The sequence below is a fragment of the Streptomyces sp. TRM68367 genome, assembly GCF_014495685.1.
In the GTDB taxonomy this organism is placed as follows: domain Bacteria; phylum Actinomycetota; class Actinomycetes; order Streptomycetales; family Streptomycetaceae; genus Streptomyces.
Genome location: NZ_JACTVI010000003.1, coordinates 1 through 18382 on the forward strand (window position 1 = coordinate 1; position 18382 = coordinate 18382).

Consider the following 18382-nt stretch of genomic DNA (forward strand, 5'->3'; position numbering starts at 1 on the left):
ACGAACCGATCAACTCATCGAAGCGACCCATACCGCATCAACGAGCCCAACTACCGCAAGAAACCCACTAATTCATCGACAGGCCCCATCTTCGCTCGCACCACCGGAGAAACCTGCGACAGCGTGCGCAGGGCCGCGATCTATACCTTCTCCATCGCCCCGGGCGGCGTCACCGGCCACGTGCCGTCGTCCCGGCCGCCGATGACGGCACACCCACTTTGGGCTGCGGTCGGGAAGACAGCGTCGGCACCTCTAACTCGCTTTCGTGCGTGGGGAGTTGGGTACCGATGGCGTCGGTGAGTGCGGCGCTGAGGAGGAACAGATCCTGGCGGCGAGGGACATCAGCTTTCCCGAAGCCTGCGGTGAGCCGGTGGTCGCCCAGGTGGTCGGCGGCGTCGACGAAACCCGCCTCGGCCAGCACATCCATCGTTTCGCGGTTCACGATCCACTCGCCGTTGTTGCCGCGGACGAGGTGGGTGCGGCGCCAGGTCGGCGGCATCGGGCTCCAGTCCGGTTCGGGGTGTCCGATGCCGAGGGTGCTGGCGTCGGCGAGGAGCACGGAGAGGCGGCCCCCGGCGCGGCGAGCGTCTGCAGCGGCTCGACTTCCAAGGTCCGGTGGGCGGGGGAGATCGGGCTGAGGTGGAGGTTACGGAAGTTCCACTCGGCGGGGTGGTTGTCGAGGCGGGCGGTGGCCCAGCCGAGGACGTGGTGGTACTTGTTCCGTTCCGCGCCCTCGCCGACGACGTTCCAGCGATGGTTGAAGAACAGTGCGGTGTGGAAGCGGTGGCCGGTGGTGTTGGCCTTGGCCAGGAAGGCGCTGCTCGCGCCCAGATCGCCGCGGGCCTGCTGGAGACGCCGATTTCCTAGCACGTCCCAGAAGTTGCCCTCCTGCAGCGCGTACATCCCCTTCCAGAGACTTCAGGAACGGGGCGGCTGGTTTCCAGCGGGTGTCATTGCCAAGGCAGAAGTCGTCCCGGCCGCCGAAGAGCGTGTTGTAGGTGATGAGGCGCACTTGGCATGGGATTCTCCAAATCACGCAGGGGAGCCTCACGACCCCGTGCGGGGGTGTGTCGGCGGACGGAAGCGAGACGGCGTGGTGAGGGTGCTGCATGGCTTCGCGCCGCGGGCCTGTTCAGGGTGTCTCGGATGTCCAGGTGAAGACGAGGCGGCGGTGCGGCTTGTCCAGGACATGCCCTACGGCCAGGTCTCGGTCGACGGTTGCGGCGGGATACGCCCTCAGTTGGGGGCTGGTGGTGCGGGCGGTGCGGTCCCAGGCGGTGACGAGGCCGGCCATCGTGTCGGCGAGGGCATCGGCCTGCGGGCCGTGGGCGTGGATGCCGAACTCCCACAGGCTGGGGCGAGATTCGTCGTCGGGGAGTTTGCGGGTGAGCAGGTGGGCGAGGGAGTCGTCGCGGATGAGGGTGGCGGCGTCCCAACCGCCGGGGCGGTGCAGGAGACCGGTGTCGAGGTCGGCGTCGACGGCGAGGCGGGCGAACCCGCCCTCGATGTGGGTCGCCAGCCACAGCATGAGCATGTCGAAGGGCACGTTGCCCGGAATGGTGACGCCCGTCCAGCGTTCGATGCGCGGCATGTCAAGGGCGGCGTCGAGGCGGCTGGTGCCGACGGGGGTGCCGTCGGCGAACCGTAGGGTGATCTCGCCGCCGCGCAGCCGGGTGACGTGGTCCGCGCGGTGGCCGGGCCCCTGGAGCGGGACGAACCCGCACACCGTGTAGCTGTCCGCGATCAGTACGCCGTCGCGGTTAGTGAAGGGGATGGCCCAGGTGTAGCCGTGGATGCGCAGCGGGACGACGAGGCGGCCGCCCTCGACGAGAGAGTCGATCCAGGCGGGCGGGATGTCGCGGGCCTCGACGGTGACGATCAGGGCGTCGACGCTTGCGGGCTTGGCGAGTTGGGCCGGGGCCTGCTCACCGTCGCCGAGGTGGACGCGGACCTGGTGGTAGCCGGTGTCGTCGAGGTGGCGGCGGGCGCGGTCGGTGACGAACGGGTCGATGTCGATGCTCAGCACGGTGCCGCGTGGGCCGACGAGTTCCTGGGCGAGGGCGGCGTGGTAGCCGCCGGAGCCGACTTCGATCACCGTGTCGCCGGGGTTGAGGTCGGCGTCGCGGAGCATGACGGCCTGCAGCCAGGGGGCCGAGACGCTGCTGGTCGCCTTCCCGCTGGGGGTGCGCTTGGTGACGGGCGCCTGCATCGGGTCGTAGGCGTCCTTGAGTTCACTGCCGGGCAGGTAGCGGTGACGGGGGACGCACCGGACGGCGGCCTCGATCGGGCTGCCCGCGTCCATCCAGCCGTCCTCGATCAGCCGGTCGGCCATCGCCTTCCGCAACGCGGAGGCCTCGGCCGCCTGTTGGGCTGGCTCGGGGACTTCGGCGGGTGTGATCGGGTAACGCTGGACGGGAGGCAGGCCGGTCAGCAGGCCGGGCCAGACGGTATCGATGACGTGCGCGCTCGGCGTGAAGAGCGGCTGGGCAAGGTGGGACAGGTCGGAGACCTCGTGCCACTCCCAGCGGCGGATCAAGTCCGGTTCAGTGACGGCCACTTCGCCGCTGTAGGCGGCGACGCGTACGGCGGCCGTCATGCGCGGGATGCCGTGGGTGGAGTCCATCAGCAGGGCCAGCAGCCGCGCGCCCGCAGGGTTGGCCTTCAGACCGGTCTCCTCCTGAAGCTCCCGTACGGCCGCCGCGAGGAAGTTTTCGTCAGCGTCATTTTTGCCGCCGGGCAGCTCCCAGACCCCGCGCCGTTCCGACCAGCCCAGCAGGATCCGCCCCACGGGGTCGGTGACGACGACGCCAGCACCCGTCAGGGCGTGCGGGGAAGGCCGCCCCTTGCCAGCGCACTCGACCGGGGCGGGGGCGGGACCGCGCAGGACGATGAACGCGAGGTCGTCCGCGTCGTGGCGTTCGGCGATCGTCCAGCCCGCGCACAGCAGGCCGATCTCCTCGTCGTCGAGGGCGATGTCCCGCTGGCCGTCCGGCACAGCGGTGGTGATGGGCGTGATGACGCAGACGGTGCCGTCCGGGCGCAGGTGTTCGCGCAGGCGGCTCATGACGCGGGTGCGGTCGCGGATGAAGGCCCAGCTGAGGCGGAAAATGATCAAGTCGTAGGCGGAGTGGGGCAGGTCGTCCAGACCATCCCGCTCGATGTCGCACACCTGGTAAGTAACCGCCGAAGTAACGGTGTTGTGGGCTTCGGCGTGGGTGAGGGCGGCGGGAGCGTAGTCGATGGCGTCGACCGTGTAGCCACTTTCGGTGAGATAGCAGGCGAGTTCACCGAGTCCGCAGCCGACATCGAGGGCGAGGCCGCCGTCGGGGGCAGGGGCGTGTACGGCGAGCAGTTGGCGCTCGGCGTCGCCGAGGTGCCGAAAGGTCTTGCCGCTGATGTAGTGCGCGTCCCACTCGTCGGGCGTGGTGTATCCCACCGGTAAGGCTCCTTGCCTGGTCCATGGGCCTTGGTTTGGACAGATGAAGTGCGCAGGATGGGCCGTCCGCTTCGACGGCCTCCTATGGCCGAACGTCACGCGGGCCTGAATGACAGAGGCCGCGTGGCTGTCGGTGCCGGCCGCGCGATGACGCCCTATGCGAAGTTGAGGTCTTGCCGCTGCGGGAGAGTCGGCGACAAGACGGTTCCGGTCTCGTCCTGGTAGGCGGTGTCCATCAGGGCGTGAAACCGGCGCGCGCGTGTGCCGGCCGCGGCCCTGGCCCGCTCTTCACGGACACGGGCCCACCAGCACAGGCCCTCAGGTGTGGCGAAGAGGGCGCGCGCGCCACCGTCCACTCCGGCAGGGGATAGGGCGCCGACGCGGTACATCGCCTCCCACGCGGAGACCCAGGCATTGCGGTACATGTGCAGGCGGCGCTCGGTCGAGTCGAGCGGTGTCAGGCTTCCCCAGATCGCGCGGAGACCGGGTCGTTCCACCTGAGCGGCGAGCAGCTGCTGGTGTATGCGTGCGGTCTCCAGAACGGTTCGATCGCGATGCCGGCGTTCACTGAGAACGAGGTGAGCGAGGCCGGTGCCCGCGAGGGTGAACAGCGCGGCAGCGGTCACACGGTTACTGCGCATGAGAGCTTCCTTCCTTCCAACTGATCGTCGAGGGGTCTGGGAGCGGGCAGAGGCAGAAGACGCGCCAGGTACTCGTGAGCCTCCAGGCAGGTGAGCGCGATCTGGCGTAGTCGGTGGAACGCGGAGGAGTAGCGGCCCACTCGGTCGCGGTGTTCCACGAGGAGCGGCACGGGAGCGATCGGGAGGAGCACTTCGTGTCCGTCGATGATCACGAAGGGCTCCATGGGCAGTTGCCTCGTGGACCGCGCCGCGTGCAGAGGAATCACCGCCACCGAAACGGCCGATTCGAACGCGAGCAGCCCCAGTACGTGGAGGATCTGCGTTGACATGAGATCGCTCCCGCCCACGTGGTGGTGCAGGACCGACTCTTCGAGCACGACCATGATCGGTACGCCGCTCGGCAGTTCGGATTCGTCGTGACCGCACTGCCGTGCCAGCGAGTACGAGCGGACAGCCTCCCGATACCCCTAGACCTGCAGAGGCCCAGGAAGGAGCGTGGAGGCGTAGATCTGGATGTGGTGAGCGCAAAGCCATCGCACGGCCGGGCCTGGCATCCGGAGCGCGTGCGGCACGGGCTGCAGGGAGCATGCCGCCCGGCACGGGCGAGTCAGCGGCGAGAACGGGATTCATTACCACCACCTCTCCTGCCCGTCAACGGGTGCCGTCGAGTCGCTGTCGAGCGTGATCCCGTTCTGGTCCATGGCCTGACTGAGGGCAGCGGCTGCTGCTGAGATCGATTCCTTGTCGCGGCGATGGATCGCGTGGAGCAGGTCCTCGCCACAGGCAAGCACCGACAGGGGGCCGAGAATGAGCAGCTCATGTTCCGAGAGCGTGCGGCCGTAACCCTTGAAGAACCAATCACGCAGGTGCGGCTGCATGGCCCACAACAGCGCCGGCCGCGCGAGGTCAACGACGGCAGCCATGATCTGGGACCGTCCGAACCCGGTGAAGGACAAGGTCTGAGACTGGCTTTGCCACTCCCAGGTGGCCGGACCGAACGTGCCGTGACAGAACGCGGGCGGCAGTTCCCGGGCGTGCCCCAGCACGAGGGCCGCCGATCGTCGAAGGGCCTGGGCCTGCTCCGGAAGAGCCACCGCAGCGATCTGGTCAGCCATCCCTTGGACGCGCCGTGCATAGCAAACGGTGGACCGCGTAGCGCGTGGCTTCGCTTCACGCACCCGGCTGACACTGGCGTGCAGTACACGCAGCAGTTGACCGGCGTCCTCGTGAACGCGTGGCAGGAACTGAAGAGCTGCGTTCTCGACGCGCCATGCCCTGGGCTGCACCGTCAGCAAGCTCCTGAGCCGGGGCTCGCTGGCGAGCAGTCGAGGGCCGTGGCTGGGGCCGAGACGACAGATGGCGTTCCGATGCGCGTAGACCTCGCGGCCGAAGTCCTCATCAGTTCGCGTGACACGGACGTCGATGAGCCCTTGCGGCGAGGACATGCGCCACGACTGGGTGCCGCTGAGATCGGCGGGCAGGGCCCAGGCGGCATGCCGGCCCACATGGATTCTGGCCCAGTCTGCGGCCTCGGCCGGTATGGTGGTTTGTGTCATTTCTCCTCTCGCTCCTCCGAGGCGTTAGAACAGGGCGTGCTGGTTGGGCGCCACATCGTCGCCGGACGAAGCGGGGGCAGGAACCTGACCCGTCCGCTCGTTCTGCAGGTCCCACAACTCGCGGAACAAGCCGCCGCGGTCGGCCAGCAGCTCGGCGAAGCTGCCGTGCTGGATGACGCGGCCCTTCTTGAGGACCACGATGCGGTCGGCGATCGACACATTGGTAAGCCTGTGGGTGACCAGGACGACTGCACGGTCTGCGGCAAGGCGGCGTAGTCCGGTGAAGATGCGGTGCTCGGCCCTCGGGTCCATCTTTATCTAGGGTTGTCAAGCCGCTTGAGCAGGTCAGGGCGAAATCAGCTCCTCAGGTATGTGAGGCACGGTGTGTGACAGGACATCGACCAGACCCTCTATCGCGGAGATAGGCGGGGTTACTCAGGTTGAACTCGTGGTGTCCGCCGTGTGACTGACGCCCAGGGAGCGAAGAGCCCCGGGGTGGCCGCTTGCGTGCTGGCTGCCCCGCGAGCGTCAATTGTCCAGGCCGAGGTGCTGGAAAACGACTTCCCGGATCGAGGTGACGACGTCGGGGCGAGGTCTGCGAGGACCGGTACGGAGTTGTGCCAGCCGTCGACCAGGAGTGCTGCGCCAGCAGGCTGAAGGCGATGTTTCGCCGCTCGGCCGGGCCGGTGGTGTGCATTGCGTCGCCCGCTCCCAGTTGTCGGCCGTCGGCCGCGTGGGCCGGCGTGACGAGTGCGGCGAGTCGGCGGGTTAGCCACAGTTGCGGGGCGCCTCCGATGGTGCCGCTGAACATGGTGGTGCCCGGCACGCCGACGACTTGGCCGCGAGTTCCGTGAGCCCCTCGGCCTGCATGCAGTGATCGAAGGCGCCGTGCGGATCGCGCCATGATCGTTCAACGCCGCGGATGTTCATGCGTCGCAGTCAGCCGACCCCGCATCGCGCGCCACGCACGTTGCATTGTTGATGTGTGCAGGTCAGGAGCGGTATTCGACTCCGACGAGTGAAAACTTACGGAGTTCAACTCTGGAATGCATACACGTGAAGGGGAATGGCTCATTCTCCGCTGCCGCTGAAGTCGCACCGCCCGGAAGACTCATCACTCCTACGAAAGGGGACTCTCGGAATGGGAGTAAAACGAAAGGCGGGCTGGCTACTTGTCGCCAGTACGGCCTTGAGTGCCGGCATTTTCGCGGCGCCGCAAGCGGTAGCAGATCCAGCCGACTGTAACGGCTTCAAGCCAACAATCACGCTGTCGAGCGACGCGAGACTTTCCGCCGGCATTACGGCATTCTGTAGCGTCGACAGAAGCAGATATTACCGTGGTGAAATCAAGTGGGACAAGAACTTCGCGCCGGACCCACTCACGTCGAGCTACACCGACCATGACTATGACGCGTACGACGCAGGGCACCGCACCTGCGACAACCAGAATACGCGCAAGTACTACTCGCGCGGCTTCTTCACATCCGGATCGGACTATCACGACTCAACTCACCGTGACCTGACCGTCGGATGTTAATGCGGAACCCGCAAAGGAGAAGCATGAGAGGCACACGAAAGATGGCCAGCGTCGTGGCGCTGTCTGTCGCGTCGTTCGGCCTGAGTATCGGGGCCGCAACGATGGCGGCGGCGGACCCAGCCGGCTGCGACGCAACCAAGACAACGGTAGGTCTCACGGACAACGGACGGGTCTACGGCGAGGGCTTCGGCTCCTGCGACATCACGGCACTTCGCTACTTCCGAGCCGAAGTGAAGTGGGACAAGGCATTTTCTCCGGACCCGCTCGTGGCTTCGAGGACGGTGTCAGGCAGGACGAACTGGCACGGATTCGTGGCCACCTGCGACAACGGCAACACCAGGGGGTACTACGGAAGGACCTTCTGGACCACGGGAAGTGACTACCACGACTCGAATCCGCGGGACATTCGCGCCTGCTAGCGACTCCGGGGCGTGAATCGGGCACCATGCAGAAGGGTAGTTGGAGAGTAGTGGAACCTGCAGTGGCGACGAAAGGCTTGGTCCAGCGATACGGCCGCAAGGTCGTGCTGAATAATTTAGACCTGGTGGTGCGTAGTAAAGGGATCACCGGGATCGTCGGGCCGAACGGTGCAGGAAAGACCACGCTGCTTTCCACCGTGGCTACCTTGATGCAACCGGCGGGTGGGGAGATGTCCATCATTGGGCTGAACCCCACCCGCCGTCAGGAGCGGAAGGAAATACGCCAACGCAGCTCGTTCCTTCCGCAGTCGTTCGGATACATCCCGAAATTCACTGTGAAGGAATTCGTAGGATACGCGGGGTGGCTCAAGGGAATACCATCCGCCCGGATCGATCAAGCAGTCAGTGACGCCATCGAGTACGTCTCGCTGACCGAGAAGGCTGACCAGCCGATGGGGCGTCTGTCGGGCGGGATGATCCGCCGAGTCGGCATCGCCTCCGCCCTCGTCAACTCTCCCGAGATCCTCATCCTCGACGAGCCGACCGTCGGGCTGGATCCACGGCAGCGCCTGGACTTCCGCACCGTGATCAAGGGATTGGGAGAGACGAGCACTGTCCTTCTGAGCACCCACCTCATCGAGGATATCGCCGCCACCTGCAAGGACGTTCTGGTGATTCAGGACGGAGCGGTCATGTTCAGCGGCGATACCAAGGAACTGGCGCAAGCTGGCGACATGATCGGCGAAGGGCAGTCCCCCCTCGAACGCGGTTATGCAGCCCTGATCGGAGAGGGTGAGCCGTCGTGAGAAGCGTGTTCTTCACCGAGGTTCGGCGCAGCCCAATGCTCTACGCCCTTCCGATCCTCATCTTCCTGTGCGGAATGGCCGCATGGCGCTCGCTCATCCCTGGCGTCAACGCCTGGGACGCCAACTCCCTGGCAATCCTCAGCGGCATACAGCTGCTCGGCCCCGTCGCCGCCGGCATCTCCTGCTGGATCGCACAACGCGAGCGGCAGCGGCGCCTCGCGTATCTCCGGATACTCTCCGATGACCGAAACGGTCTCGTGCCGGTCGTACAGCTAGCCTCTGCCGTCACGTGGACGGTCGGAGCCGTGCTCTTCGTCTATGCAGCACTCGCGATTCAGACGATCTACGTCGGCGGATACGGCAGTGTGTCGGTGAGCGCCCTCTTCTCGGCCTGCATGGGCGCAGCAGTCCACGCAGCCTTCGGATACCTAGCCGGCTGGCTCATTCCACGAACTGTCGTCGCGCCGATCGTCGCGCTGGCCGCCTACGTGTACATCGTCCTTAACCTGGACTACCCAGGTTCTTGGTTCTACCTTCTCGCGCCGGTCACCAGCGAGCGCCCTAGCGTCTTCGTCGAGTGGCAGTCCAACATCTTCCTCACACAAGGCGCCTGGCTCGCATGCGTCCTGGTCCTCCTCGCCGCACTATGCGCCATCTCCAGCGTGCCCAGGAAGATCTACCTCGCGGCGGGCGGCACCAGCTTGGCGCTGGCCCTGTGTTTCGGCCTGATGATGCAGTCTTATGACGGATACGTCTTCGCCGGTGGGTTCGCGCGTCCGAAACCTGTATGCAAGGGTCAGAGCCCGACGGTCTGTGTCCACCCTGCGTTCCAGGACTCGGCTCAACCCGTGAGCAACGCATTCCACGAGCTGTCCGCACGCTTCGGAACGTCTCCGCTGGCCTTCGACCGCCTGGAGCAGAGAGCCACAGGAGACTTCTCTCCCCTCCCCAAGGGAACCCTCAGAGTCACACTTGACGACGAGGCACCCGGCTACACGGACCTCGCCCGCAGCTACTTCGTGACGGACCTGGTCGATCAGGCCGCGTGCGGCCGCAGAAAAGACATCGAGGGACGGGCTTACACAGAAGTCGTGAGCGCCTGGCTTCTCGACACCCAAATCCGCCTCCCCTCCCGGTTCCGGGACACCGAGCAGAAATTCCGCAACGCGACCGAAGAGAAGCGACGCGAGTGGTTCGGCCAGCACGTCAACGACTTCAGAACGTGCGGACTGTCCCCCCAGAGTTTCGACACGGTTTCGTGACCCGCCTCTCCTCACGCAGCTACCTTTCCTTTCTCCGGGCACGCAGCGTCGGAACCTCTCTCGCCGTCATCGCTGCGGTGAGCGCAGTTTCACTGCTGGCCGGCGAAAACCTCATCGACCTCCGCGTCGGAAGCGGCGCGGGAGTCCCCTATGCCACGCTCGCGCCGGCCATGTCAGGAAGTCTGATCGCGGCCTCAGCACGCAGTGGCTTGTTCCGACAGGAGCAGTTGGCGTCCAGAAACTTATGGGGCCCCCGCGCGGCCCTGCTCCTCGGCATGGTCTTGTGGGCCGCGGCATGGGCAGCCATCGCCCAACCGACACTGCCCAGCTCACCCGGGGACGTCGCCGCAGTCCGCAATGTCGTCGGCTTCACAGGATTGGGGCTGATCGCCAGCCGCATCGTCGGGGGCCGACTCGCGTGGATCGCGCCGATCAGCATGGCGATCGCCGCGCTGACCTTGGCCAGTTCCAGCGGTCAGTCCCGTGGCGGCGCCCTCGTATGGCCGCTGACCGCCGACGGCAACGTCACCGCAGCTCTCGTAGCTCTCACGTTGTTCGCGGTGGGTGCAGGCGTCGTCATCGCACAGGGAACGCGCGAGCGGGAGACAGATGCAGAGGAATGATGTCAGCAGACCTCAGCCATTGTTCACAGACCGGTAGACGACGAACTCGACGCGACAGAATACTGAGCACATGCCCGAATTGATGTCAGAGGATGCAGTTCGAGACCTTGCACAGGCCCCTGCCGAAGCCCGGTCCTTGCACCGCAACGAAGTCTTCCCCGTGCACGTGCTCCTCTGCGTCGCTCACCATGAGAGCGATGCGAGCAGCCTGCTGAAGGCCGCGGGAGTCGAGTACGCGGCCCTGCACGCGGCACAGGCGGCCGGTCAACCGGCCAGCAAGCCGACCAACAAGCGAGAGCTCCCGTGGTCCAGTTCGATGGAGCACATCCTCCAGCTCTCCCAGAGCTACACCAAGAAGCACTTCACATCGAGCCACTTGCTGGCCCTGATCCTGGACAACGACAAGGACAGCGTCACGCTGCTGCGCGAGTGCGGCCTGAACGTCCCGGAATTCCGAGCCACGCTCTCTCAACGTTTGGGCGACGCCTGACCTGAAGGTGGCGCCGACCTACCGCTGGCCGATCGACGAAGTCGGCCGGATGCTGCGCGAGCCGGGCGAGGAGGAGCGGTTCCGCCGAGGCCATCTGCTGATGCGCAAACAGTAGAATCCGGGCAGGCTGAGACCGGTTCCACTGGATCGCCTCAAGGAACTACACAAGGAGGTACGTAGAGGGTTGCCCGGGGGTGATGTCGGGCAACCTGCTGCTCCCAGGACGAAGACGGAACCGATGTCCGACTGTCAGTCGACGACGCTTCTCTGGTTCTCGGCGCGGATCATGCGTCTCAGGCTGGTGCGGGCTGCGTTGAGGTCCTCGCCGGTCTCGGCCAGGCGTCGTTCAAGGTTCTTGTTCACTTGGTTCAGTCCGTCGATTTCCGAGCGCAGTTCGCGGTTCTGCCGGGTCAGTTCCTCCACCCTCGCGGTCAGGTCGGCGGAGCCCAACTGGTCGAGTTGGTGACCGAGTTGCCGCTGGACGGCGGCCCGCGCCTGGGACAGTTCGGCTCGCAGCCGGGCATTGTCTGCGCGGGTGAGCTCCAGTTCGGTCTGCAGGCTGGCAGCGCCGACCGGCGGGTGTGCCTGCGTGGCCCTGGCCGCTTGGCGTTGCTGCCTGGTCCGGGCCGCCTCGATGTGCTCGCGCACGCCGTCAGCGTAGACGAGCCAGCTGGACACGCCGGCTGCCCTGGCCACCCCGGTGAACGTGATCAGGTCACCGCTGGTCAGCATGGCGTCCACGACGGCCACGACCTTGGCTCGCTTGGCCCGGCTGTCCTTGCGCCGGGCCTCGCGCAGCACCTCGCCTGGGGTGCGCGTGGCCGCCGTCATGCCCCACGGTCTTCCCGGTGGATCACTGTCAGGGGCAGCAGGGCACGTCCCTCGGCCGCGCGGGCCTTACGCAGGATCCGGCTAGCGTCCTCGATCTCCGCCCGCTGGTCGGTGGGGAGGTCCGCCAGGCGGCGGTGCAGGGTGTCGGACACGTCCTTGAAGGCGTCGATCTGGTCGGTGAGGTTGCGCAGGACAAACGGCACGGCGTCCATCGCGTCGGCGGTCTCGCGGTCGGCCCGCAGCGCGTGCAGGTGCTCCTCGATGGCGGGCAGGTAGGAGGGATCGGGGCGGTAGAAGCCGCAGCCGGCGCACTGGAATCGCAGCGCGCAACTCTTCCCGCCGGCCTTGACGTTGGTAGGCTCGGTGCAGTTGCCGTAGGGCACCGCTACGGATCGGGCCTCGTACGCGGTTGCGGAGTGCATCGGGGCGGGGCGTCCCGCCCGGTCCACGACCTGTAGCCGCAGCGTGTTCACCGCGGACCTCTTCCGTTCCAGGGAGATCTTGTAGTAGCCCATGGTCGTGTCGATGGACCGGTGGTCCATCAGATCGCGCAGCACGTCGGGCCGCACCCCCGCGTCGGCGTGCCGCTGGGCGTAGGAGTGCCGGAACGCGTACGGGAACACCAGCGTCGAATCGAACGGCATCGGGAAACCGTCGAGACCGGGCATCTCGGAGTCCAACACAGGCAGGTGGTCCGCCCACGCGCGGATCGCCCGGGCCAGGTTGCCGGCCAGCAGGTGGTGCACCCCGGTGTCCTCGGAGATCGCAGGGAAGAGGTAGGACCGGCTGTGAGCCGGTCCGCCGATCTGCTGGCGGCGCTGCTGCCAGATCTGGATCGCGGTCGCGGTGGCCTTAGTGATCGGCAGTCGGCGGCGGTACCGCTTCTTCTTGTGGTTGTCCCAAACCAGGGTGAACTCCCCGCCTTCCGCCTCCAGACAGGCGGATTTGAGTGAGGTGACCTCGATGGGCCGCCGCCCGGTGTCGCGCAACACGGTGTAGGCGGTGCGGAACATCAGCCGCACGTCCTGCGGGGCCATCTCGCCGTAGGGGAAGCCGTTGCCCAGCCGGTCGAGGTGGGTGTCGAGCTGGGCGATGACCGACTCGGGGATCGCCTTGCCGATCTCGTCCTCGTTGTCCTCGTCTCCGGGAATACTGTGGGATTGCTGGCGGGCGAAGCCGCCGGCCATCCGGTCCAGCAGCCCGGCCCTGCGGCCGAAGTCGAGCATCTGGAAGAACTTCGCCAACAGGTCCCGGCGCACAGAGTTGGAGTATCGCTCACCGTCGGGCTTGCGCGCGTCCCTGAACCCCTCCACCACGGCGTCGATGTCCGTGAAGGCCAACTCGGCCTCGTCCTGGCCGCCGCCGGGGCGAGCGTCCAGCGCCTGGGACGCCCGGACGCAGGAGTTCATCATCCGGTTCAGCGCGTAGCTGTCCGGATCGGTGGTCCGCGCCCAGGCCAGCACGCTCTCGCGCAGCCAGAGCTGGGAGATCCGGCCGAAGTCGACGGTGCCCTGGTTGTAGCGGCGCCCCGAGCGGCTGTAGCGGGAGGCTATCTTGGCGGTGACCGCGTCCCAGACCTCCGAATCCCGGGGCCCACTGCCACCCGCCTGCTCGTAGCCTGCCTGCACATGCCGGAAGAACTCCTTCACATGTGCTCGGGTGTTGTTCGAGGCCCGCTCCACCATGGCCAGCGCAGTGGGCCGGTCGACTTCGAGCAGACTCCCGTACCCGGCAAAGGCCCGGGTCAGGTGGCGTACGCACTGGGTGTCGAGCTTGGCCCCGCGCTGATCCCGCTGCTGGACCGCGTAGAGAAACTCCAGCCGCAGCACCGGTGCCAACTGACGCAAGGAGAACTGGTGTTGCAGCAGGAACGGGACCTGCCCCTCAGCCCACGAGGCCGCGTCCTGGCCCGCGTTGCCCGTCCGCGCGTCAGCGGTGCGGCGCCGACGGTGGTACGCGCACAGCGGCAAGCCGGAGTCCTGGGCCGTCGGGCAGCCCAGCACCACACACATCGGGACTTCCTCCACCCCCACCCGGATATCAGCCGACGCGAGCCACGGGCCGGGATCGTCTCCGCCCAGTCCGCCCTTGCGCTTCCACTGCTGCCACAACGCGTAGTGGTCCTTGCACACGCCCCGCGCCGAGACCGGGTAACCGCAGCGCCGAGCCTCCTGTCGCGCCTCGCACCGCGCCGGGGACTGCCCGGACGTCGCGGCCATCCGCTGCGGGAGGTACTGACCGGCAAACGCTTCGGCGTCCAGGCCACTCACCGAGAGTGCCTTCACGCATCCGCTGCAGAAGCTGCGGGTGTGCACGACCGTCGAACACGCCGCTGTGCGGCAGAAGTTCGCGCGGGTACGGGAGTTGTTCGGATCTCCGGTGAACAGCAGGGCCTGCGGATCCCACTCCCCTGGGCGCCAGCCGGGGACGATGGCGTCCTGCAGCCAGCAGGTCCAGGACGCCAGGTCCACACCTGCGAGCAGAGCAGGGGTGTCGTCGCGAATCAGCGCGAGGGTCATCGGCGAGCTCCCTGGGCTGCACCGACGCGCTCGACGGCATCCCGCAGATCCGTGTCACTGGCGTGCAGGTACGGGTCCATCGACGAGGCCGAGGCATGGCCCATCAGAGTCTGGACCACGTCGCGGTCCACCCCGGCACGTACCCAGCGGGTAGCGGCGGAGTGCCGCAGCATGTGCGGGCGGGCCGTGAAGCCGACCTTCCTGGCCAGCCGGTCGAAAAGATCCTTCGCCGAGGCATAGGTCATCGCCCGTCCCAGCGGCCCGCGGAAGAGGTTGACGAAGACCATCTCGCAGTCCTCCGCCTCCCTGACGCCCCCACGCTCATGGAGGTAGTCGGCATACAGTGCCACCACCTCTTCGGTGACCGGGATCGACCGCGAGACGCGGGACTTCGCCAATGCCCCGTTGGGGTTGCGTCGCCGCCGCACGTGCACATGAGGCCCAGTCACCTGGCAGCCGAGCGCACCGGAATGCGACAGCAGGTGCATGTCCTCACGCCGCAGCCCCAGCGCCTCCCCGATCCGCATCCCCGTGCAACTCAACATTCCCACCAGGAAGCGGTCCCGAGCCCGGCGTGTGGCCGCGACCAGCAGGTCGACCTGCTCGTAGGTCAGCCACTCGTAGCCCTCCACCGCGACCGCGTATTTCAAGTTCCTCGCCCGCACCGTGCGGAACTGGCCGTCCTCGCCCGGGTCGTAGCCCGCGGGGAGGTAGGACAGGTGCCTCGGCTCCGACAGTGACGCGGAGATCTCCGTCGGAACCCAGCCGTTCCGAGCCCCGAACCGGAGAAATTCACACACCGTGGTCATCACGGCGTTCGCGGTCGACTCCCGCCGATACCGCGCCTCCAGCGCAGGCCCTCGCCCGCGCGACGGCAGCGGCTCCGCCACCAGCCAGCGCAGGAACCTCCCCAGATCCAGCATTCCTGCCTGGGACCAGTCCACGCCGTGCTCGGCGCACCAGCAGAGGTACAGCGCGACCCTGCCCGCATACACCCGCTCCGTGTTCGGCGAGCGCCCAGCCGACCTCAGCTCCGCGAGGAACGACGACGCTTCCATGTGCAGGGCGAACGCCTCGTCCACGACCACCCACGCCACCGACTCATCAACTGGCGAGAGCGCCCGTTCCGCCCTGTACTTTCCGATCATGATCACGAACGTACCTGACATACCTATGACCCCTCAGATACTGCTGAGGCAACGGGCCCCACCGCGGGACCTCTCGTGTGCCTCGCAACCTGCTGGACCTATAGATATCGAGGGCTGCGGTCGGTTCGTCCAGGACGAGCAGTCCGGCTGGCCGGTGGAAGGCGCGGGCGAGCGCGATCCTCTGCCACTGTCCCCCGGACAGCTCCTGCCCTCCCCACCATTCCTTGGCCAGCAGGGTGTTCAAGCCGCTGCGCAGTCCGTCGATGACCTCATCGGCGCCCGCGGCATGCGCTGCGGCGAGCACCGCGGCGTCCCCGTCCTCGGTGGGCTGGCCGAGGGTGATGTTCTCCCTCGCCGAAATTGGCCAGTTCGCGTAGGACTGCGGTACGACGGCGACACGCTCCCAGGTGGCATGCGCGTCCAGGTCTCTGGTGTCGGTGCCGTCCCAGGTGACGGCTCCTCCCTGATCGGGAAGGTAGAGAGCGGCAAGGATCTTGCTGAGGGTGGTCTTGCCGGAGCCGTTCTCACCCACCAGTGCGACGACTTCGCCGCGCCGGACTTCCAAAGAGACGTCGTCGAGGGCGGGACGGTCGGCGCTCGGGTACTGGAAGGTGATGTTCTCGGCGCGTACGACCGTGGGCGCGGCCGGCGCCCGGGGGCCGCGGTCGATGCGGTGGCCGCCGGCTTCGTCGATGAAGTCCGCCCAGTCGTCCAAGTACATGCCGGTACGGAAGAGTTGGGCTCCGTAGCCGACGATCCCGTCCAGTCCTGCGCTGACGCGGCCCAGGGCGAGAAACGCGGTGCCGAGGGCGGCGACCGAGATCTGCCCGGCGGACACCAACAGCGCCAGGGCCACCCACACAACCGCGTGGGCGAGACCTCCCGCGGCCCCACCCACCAGGGAGATCCTGGCAGAGCGCCAGGTGGCCTGGTCAGTCGTCGTGTCGATCCGCGCCCCGGCCGTGCGGTACTTGTCGAGCAGGAACGGTGCCATGGTGCCCGAGCGGACCTGGTCGGCGGTCTGCTTGTCGACCAGGTACCAGCGCAGCATGCCCAGCAGCCGCCGATCCTTCGACGTGGCAAGCGAGGCGATGTAGCTGATACGTGCTGCTCGCACGCTGGCCAGGCCCTTCGGTAGGGCGGCCAGGATAAGCAACGGCAGCAGGAGCGGGTGCACAGCGGTCAGGACGAACGCCGAGGCGACCAGCGATGCCGATGCGGCGAGGATGTACTGGGCTTGAGTGAGAAGGTCCCTGGAGACTTCCACACCTCGGTCGGCGGCGTCCCAACGGTCGTTGTATCCAGGGTTGTCATACGCGGCCAGTTCCGCCTTGGTCGCCGCGTCGAGGAGTTCGAGTTCGGCCTCCCGGGCAATGCGCGGGGCGAGTCGGGCCGACAGCGTGGTGGAGGCGATGCCGAGCAGGGCTCGCAGACCGATGGCCCCCGACAGGACCACAAGAGACGGTACGGCGGAGCGGAGTTGGTCGCTGCTGATGTGCTGGGAGGCGATCAGCGGCTTGATCACACCGGTGGTGGCCATCAGCCCGAACGCCTCCAGCACACCCGAGAGGACCTGGACGCTGAGCAGGGCGATGACTGCGGCGCGGTCGACCTGCCAGCCCAGTGCAAGGGATCGGCGGATCAGTTGGGGCAGGCGTTTGGCCATCGAGCGGGTGGTGATCGCGTTGGCGGCCTCGATGCGGCGGTCGCCGGGGATGACGAACTTAAGTTCCTCATCCGACACCTCCCCCTCGTCCGTCGGTGCGGTTGTGGCAGCGGGATTCGGGATGGTGGTCATCAGCTCTGGCCCTCCACCGACGCGCGGTGCCCGGCCATGGTCGTACGGAAGCCCAGCATGGGCTGGTCGCGGATGAGGACCAGATGCAGGCCGATCACTGTTCGATACGCCAAGGTGTCCCCCTGTATGCCGTGTGCGGTTGAGGCTGTTGCTCAACATCCGTGGAATGCTGCGCAGTTGATAGCCGCAGGATGGTCATGAGGTGTCCCCGCTCGCCCCGAGGACGGTGAGCTCGGCTTCGAGGCCCTCAAGGTCATCGAGCAGGCGGCGGATGGCGGTCTGACGCTCACTCCAGTACCGCTTCAGATCCACTTCCGCCTCCCGAGGTAGGTCGTACTCGGCGGTGGTAGCGCCGTAGAAGCTGAACAGCATGTACAGCAGGGCGATCCGGGCACAGGCCCGGACCTCATGCATCGGGAGGCTGGGATGCTCCGAGCGGTAGGCGCCCACCATGGCCAGGGCGCAAGCAGTCCACTCGGTGCTGGTCGCGACCGTGCGCGGGTCGAACGCTGCTCGCCCCAGCTCCCAGGCCGGCATCGCGCTGGCGCAGCGGAAGTCGATGATGCCGGTGACGGCATCGGTGAGGGTGATCAGGTTGGTGCGGGTGAGATCCGCGTGCAGCGCCTGTTCCACGAGCGTCGCGGGCAGCTGTTCCCGCAGCGCGGCAGCGTGGGTGCGTAAGTCCGTACGTCGCTGGTCAAGGTCGACTCGCAGTTGGCCGAGACGGTCGTGGCCTTGCCGCGTGGCTCTGGCCATCACGTTGTCGCACTTCGCTACAGCGTCCTCGACGGACTCCGTCCGCCAGCGGGTCTGCTGCACGCGCTTGGGCAGCGGGTACGCGGCGAGCGCACGGTGCATGCGCCCCATGACGACGCCGATGTGTTCGGCTAGGGGGACCGTCATCGCTGACGTGGTCACCCGGCCGGGAGCCTCGTCGACGACGGCCCATGCGCTGCCTTCCGCGATGGTGACCAGGTTGTCGTCGGCGTCGGGCCACACGCGTGGAACGGGGAGTTCCGCGGCCCGGCAGTATTCCGACATGTCCCACGCGTTGCGTGCCTCGTCCAGGTCGGCCATCGCCGCGTACTGCTTGACGAACAACCGCAGCCCGTCGTCGGTCAGGACGCGCCGGTTGATCGTGTCCGTGCCCATGTGCACCGGCTCGACGAGGTCGACGACGAGTCCGTACCGGTCCTCCAGCACGTCAGCAGTCAACGCCGCACCCTGCTCTGCTTCGTCCATAGGGATCACAGGCCTTCGTGTGCCGAGGGACGAGGTGCCGTGGGGACGGTGAACGCGTTGTCCTCCGTGGGCAC

Annotated in this window: 17 protein-coding genes and 2 pseudogenes; 8 read left to right on the plus strand and 11 right to left on the minus strand. The window is 67.0% G+C overall.

The annotated features are described in order from the left end of the window. Positions 1–169 precede the first annotated feature (169 nt). The gene (locus H8R17_RS02850; protein WP_223124584.1) at positions 170–559 is read right to left on the minus strand and encodes a hypothetical protein; all 390 of its coding nucleotides are present in this window, start codon (positions 557–559) and stop codon (positions 170–172) included. Between the two features lie 80 nt (positions 560–639). Here H8R17_RS02850 and H8R17_RS45560 point away from each other — a divergent pair, with 80 nt between their 5' ends. Then, positions 640–867 carry a hypothetical protein gene (locus H8R17_RS45560; protein WP_223124585.1) on the plus strand — a complete coding sequence of 76 codons (228 nt, stop codon included), beginning with the start codon at positions 640–642 and terminating at the stop codon, positions 865–867. Between the two features lie 265 nt (positions 868–1132). Here the strand turns inward: H8R17_RS45560 and fxlM are convergent, their stop codons facing one another. From fxlM to H8R17_RS02880, 5 genes and pseudogenes are all read right to left on the minus strand, one after another. Further along, positions 1133–3436: a methyltransferase, FxLD system gene (gene fxlM / locus H8R17_RS02860; protein ID WP_187821510.1), complete on the minus strand. Its 2304-nt coding sequence runs from the start codon at positions 3434–3436 to the stop codon at positions 1133–1135. Positions 3437–3591: 155 nt separating this feature from the next. Then, complete coding sequence (locus tag H8R17_RS02865; RefSeq protein WP_187821511.1) at positions 3592–4077, minus strand: DUF6082 family protein; 486 nt, start codon at positions 4075–4077, stop codon at positions 3592–3594. Next, positions 4059–4514, minus strand: a complete 456-nt coding sequence (locus H8R17_RS02870; protein WP_399476223.1) for a Scr1 family TA system antitoxin-like transcriptional regulator — start codon at positions 4512–4514, stop codon at positions 4059–4061. Before H8R17_RS02870 ends, H8R17_RS02865 begins: the two co-directional genes overlap by 19 nt. A gap of 192 nt (positions 4515–4706) precedes the next feature. Next, a complete protein-coding gene (locus tag H8R17_RS02875; protein ID WP_187821513.1) occupies positions 4707–5633 on the minus strand; it encodes a hypothetical protein in 927 nt (308 codons plus the stop codon). Between the two features lie 24 nt (positions 5634–5657). Further along, positions 5658–5945 (minus strand): annotated as a pseudogene (locus H8R17_RS02880) (ABC transporter); the annotation flags it as partial. An 829-nt stretch (positions 5946–6774) separates the two neighbouring features. On the opposite strand from H8R17_RS02880, the gene H8R17_RS02885 reads away from it, so the two are divergent. The 7 genes and pseudogenes from H8R17_RS02885 to H8R17_RS49060 form a co-directional block, all read left to right on the plus strand. Continuing rightward, positions 6775–7170: a hypothetical protein gene (locus H8R17_RS02885; protein ID WP_187821514.1), complete on the plus strand. Its 396-nt coding sequence runs from the start codon at positions 6775–6777 to the stop codon at positions 7168–7170. Between the two features lie 23 nt (positions 7171–7193). Beyond that, the gene (locus tag H8R17_RS02890; RefSeq protein ID WP_187821515.1) at positions 7194–7589 is read left to right on the plus strand and encodes a hypothetical protein; all 396 of its coding nucleotides are present in this window, start codon (positions 7194–7196) and stop codon (positions 7587–7589) included. 62 nt (positions 7590–7651) lie between these two features. Then, positions 7652–8395: an ATP-binding cassette domain-containing protein gene (locus H8R17_RS02895; RefSeq protein WP_223124587.1), complete on the plus strand. Its 744-nt coding sequence runs from the start codon at positions 7652–7654 to the stop codon at positions 8393–8395. Further along, complete coding sequence (locus H8R17_RS02900) at positions 8392–9657, plus strand: hypothetical protein (RefSeq protein ID WP_187821517.1); 1266 nt, start codon at positions 8392–8394, stop codon at positions 9655–9657. The genes H8R17_RS02895 and H8R17_RS02900 overlap by 4 nt, the downstream gene beginning before the upstream one ends. Continuing rightward, the gene (locus H8R17_RS02905; RefSeq protein ID WP_187821518.1) at positions 9654–10280 is read left to right on the plus strand and encodes a hypothetical protein; all 627 of its coding nucleotides are present in this window, start codon (positions 9654–9656) and stop codon (positions 10278–10280) included. The genes H8R17_RS02900 and H8R17_RS02905 overlap by 4 nt, the downstream gene beginning before the upstream one ends. A gap of 82 nt (positions 10281–10362) precedes the next feature. Then, entirely contained in the window at positions 10363–10770 is a 408-nt protein-coding gene (locus H8R17_RS02910; protein ID WP_399476224.1) for a Clp protease N-terminal domain-containing protein, read from the plus strand. Then, positions 10769–10885: pseudogene (locus H8R17_RS49060) on the plus strand (SAM-dependent methyltransferase); the annotation flags it as partial. The gene H8R17_RS02910 and the pseudogene H8R17_RS49060, both read left to right, overlap by 2 nt. Positions 10886–11019: 134 nt before the next feature. Here the strand turns inward: H8R17_RS49060 and H8R17_RS02920 are convergent. The 5 genes from H8R17_RS02920 to H8R17_RS02940 form a co-directional block, all read right to left on the minus strand. After that, on the minus strand, positions 11020–11601 hold the full coding sequence (locus H8R17_RS02920; protein ID WP_187821520.1) for a DUF6262 family protein: 582 nt from the start codon (positions 11599–11601) through the stop codon (positions 11020–11022). Beyond that, positions 11598–14120, minus strand: coding sequence for a site-specific integrase (locus tag H8R17_RS02925; RefSeq protein ID WP_187821521.1), 2523 nt, complete (start codon positions 14118–14120; stop codon positions 11598–11600). The genes H8R17_RS02920 and H8R17_RS02925 overlap by 4 nt, the downstream gene beginning before the upstream one ends. Continuing rightward, positions 14117–15268, minus strand: a complete 1152-nt coding sequence (locus tag H8R17_RS02930) for a tyrosine-type recombinase/integrase (RefSeq protein ID WP_187821522.1) — start codon at positions 15266–15268, stop codon at positions 14117–14119. Before H8R17_RS02930 ends, H8R17_RS02925 begins: the two co-directional genes overlap by 4 nt. Further along, entirely contained in the window at positions 15225–17066 is a 1842-nt protein-coding gene (locus tag H8R17_RS02935; protein ID WP_262504977.1) for an ATP-binding cassette domain-containing protein, read from the minus strand. Before H8R17_RS02935 ends, H8R17_RS02930 begins: the two co-directional genes overlap by 44 nt. Positions 17067–17261: 195 nt before the next feature. Next, a complete protein-coding gene (locus H8R17_RS02940; RefSeq protein WP_262504978.1) occupies positions 17262–18281 on the minus strand; it encodes a phosphotransferase enzyme family protein in 1020 nt (339 codons plus the stop codon). Positions 18282–18382: the final 101 nt, after the last annotated feature.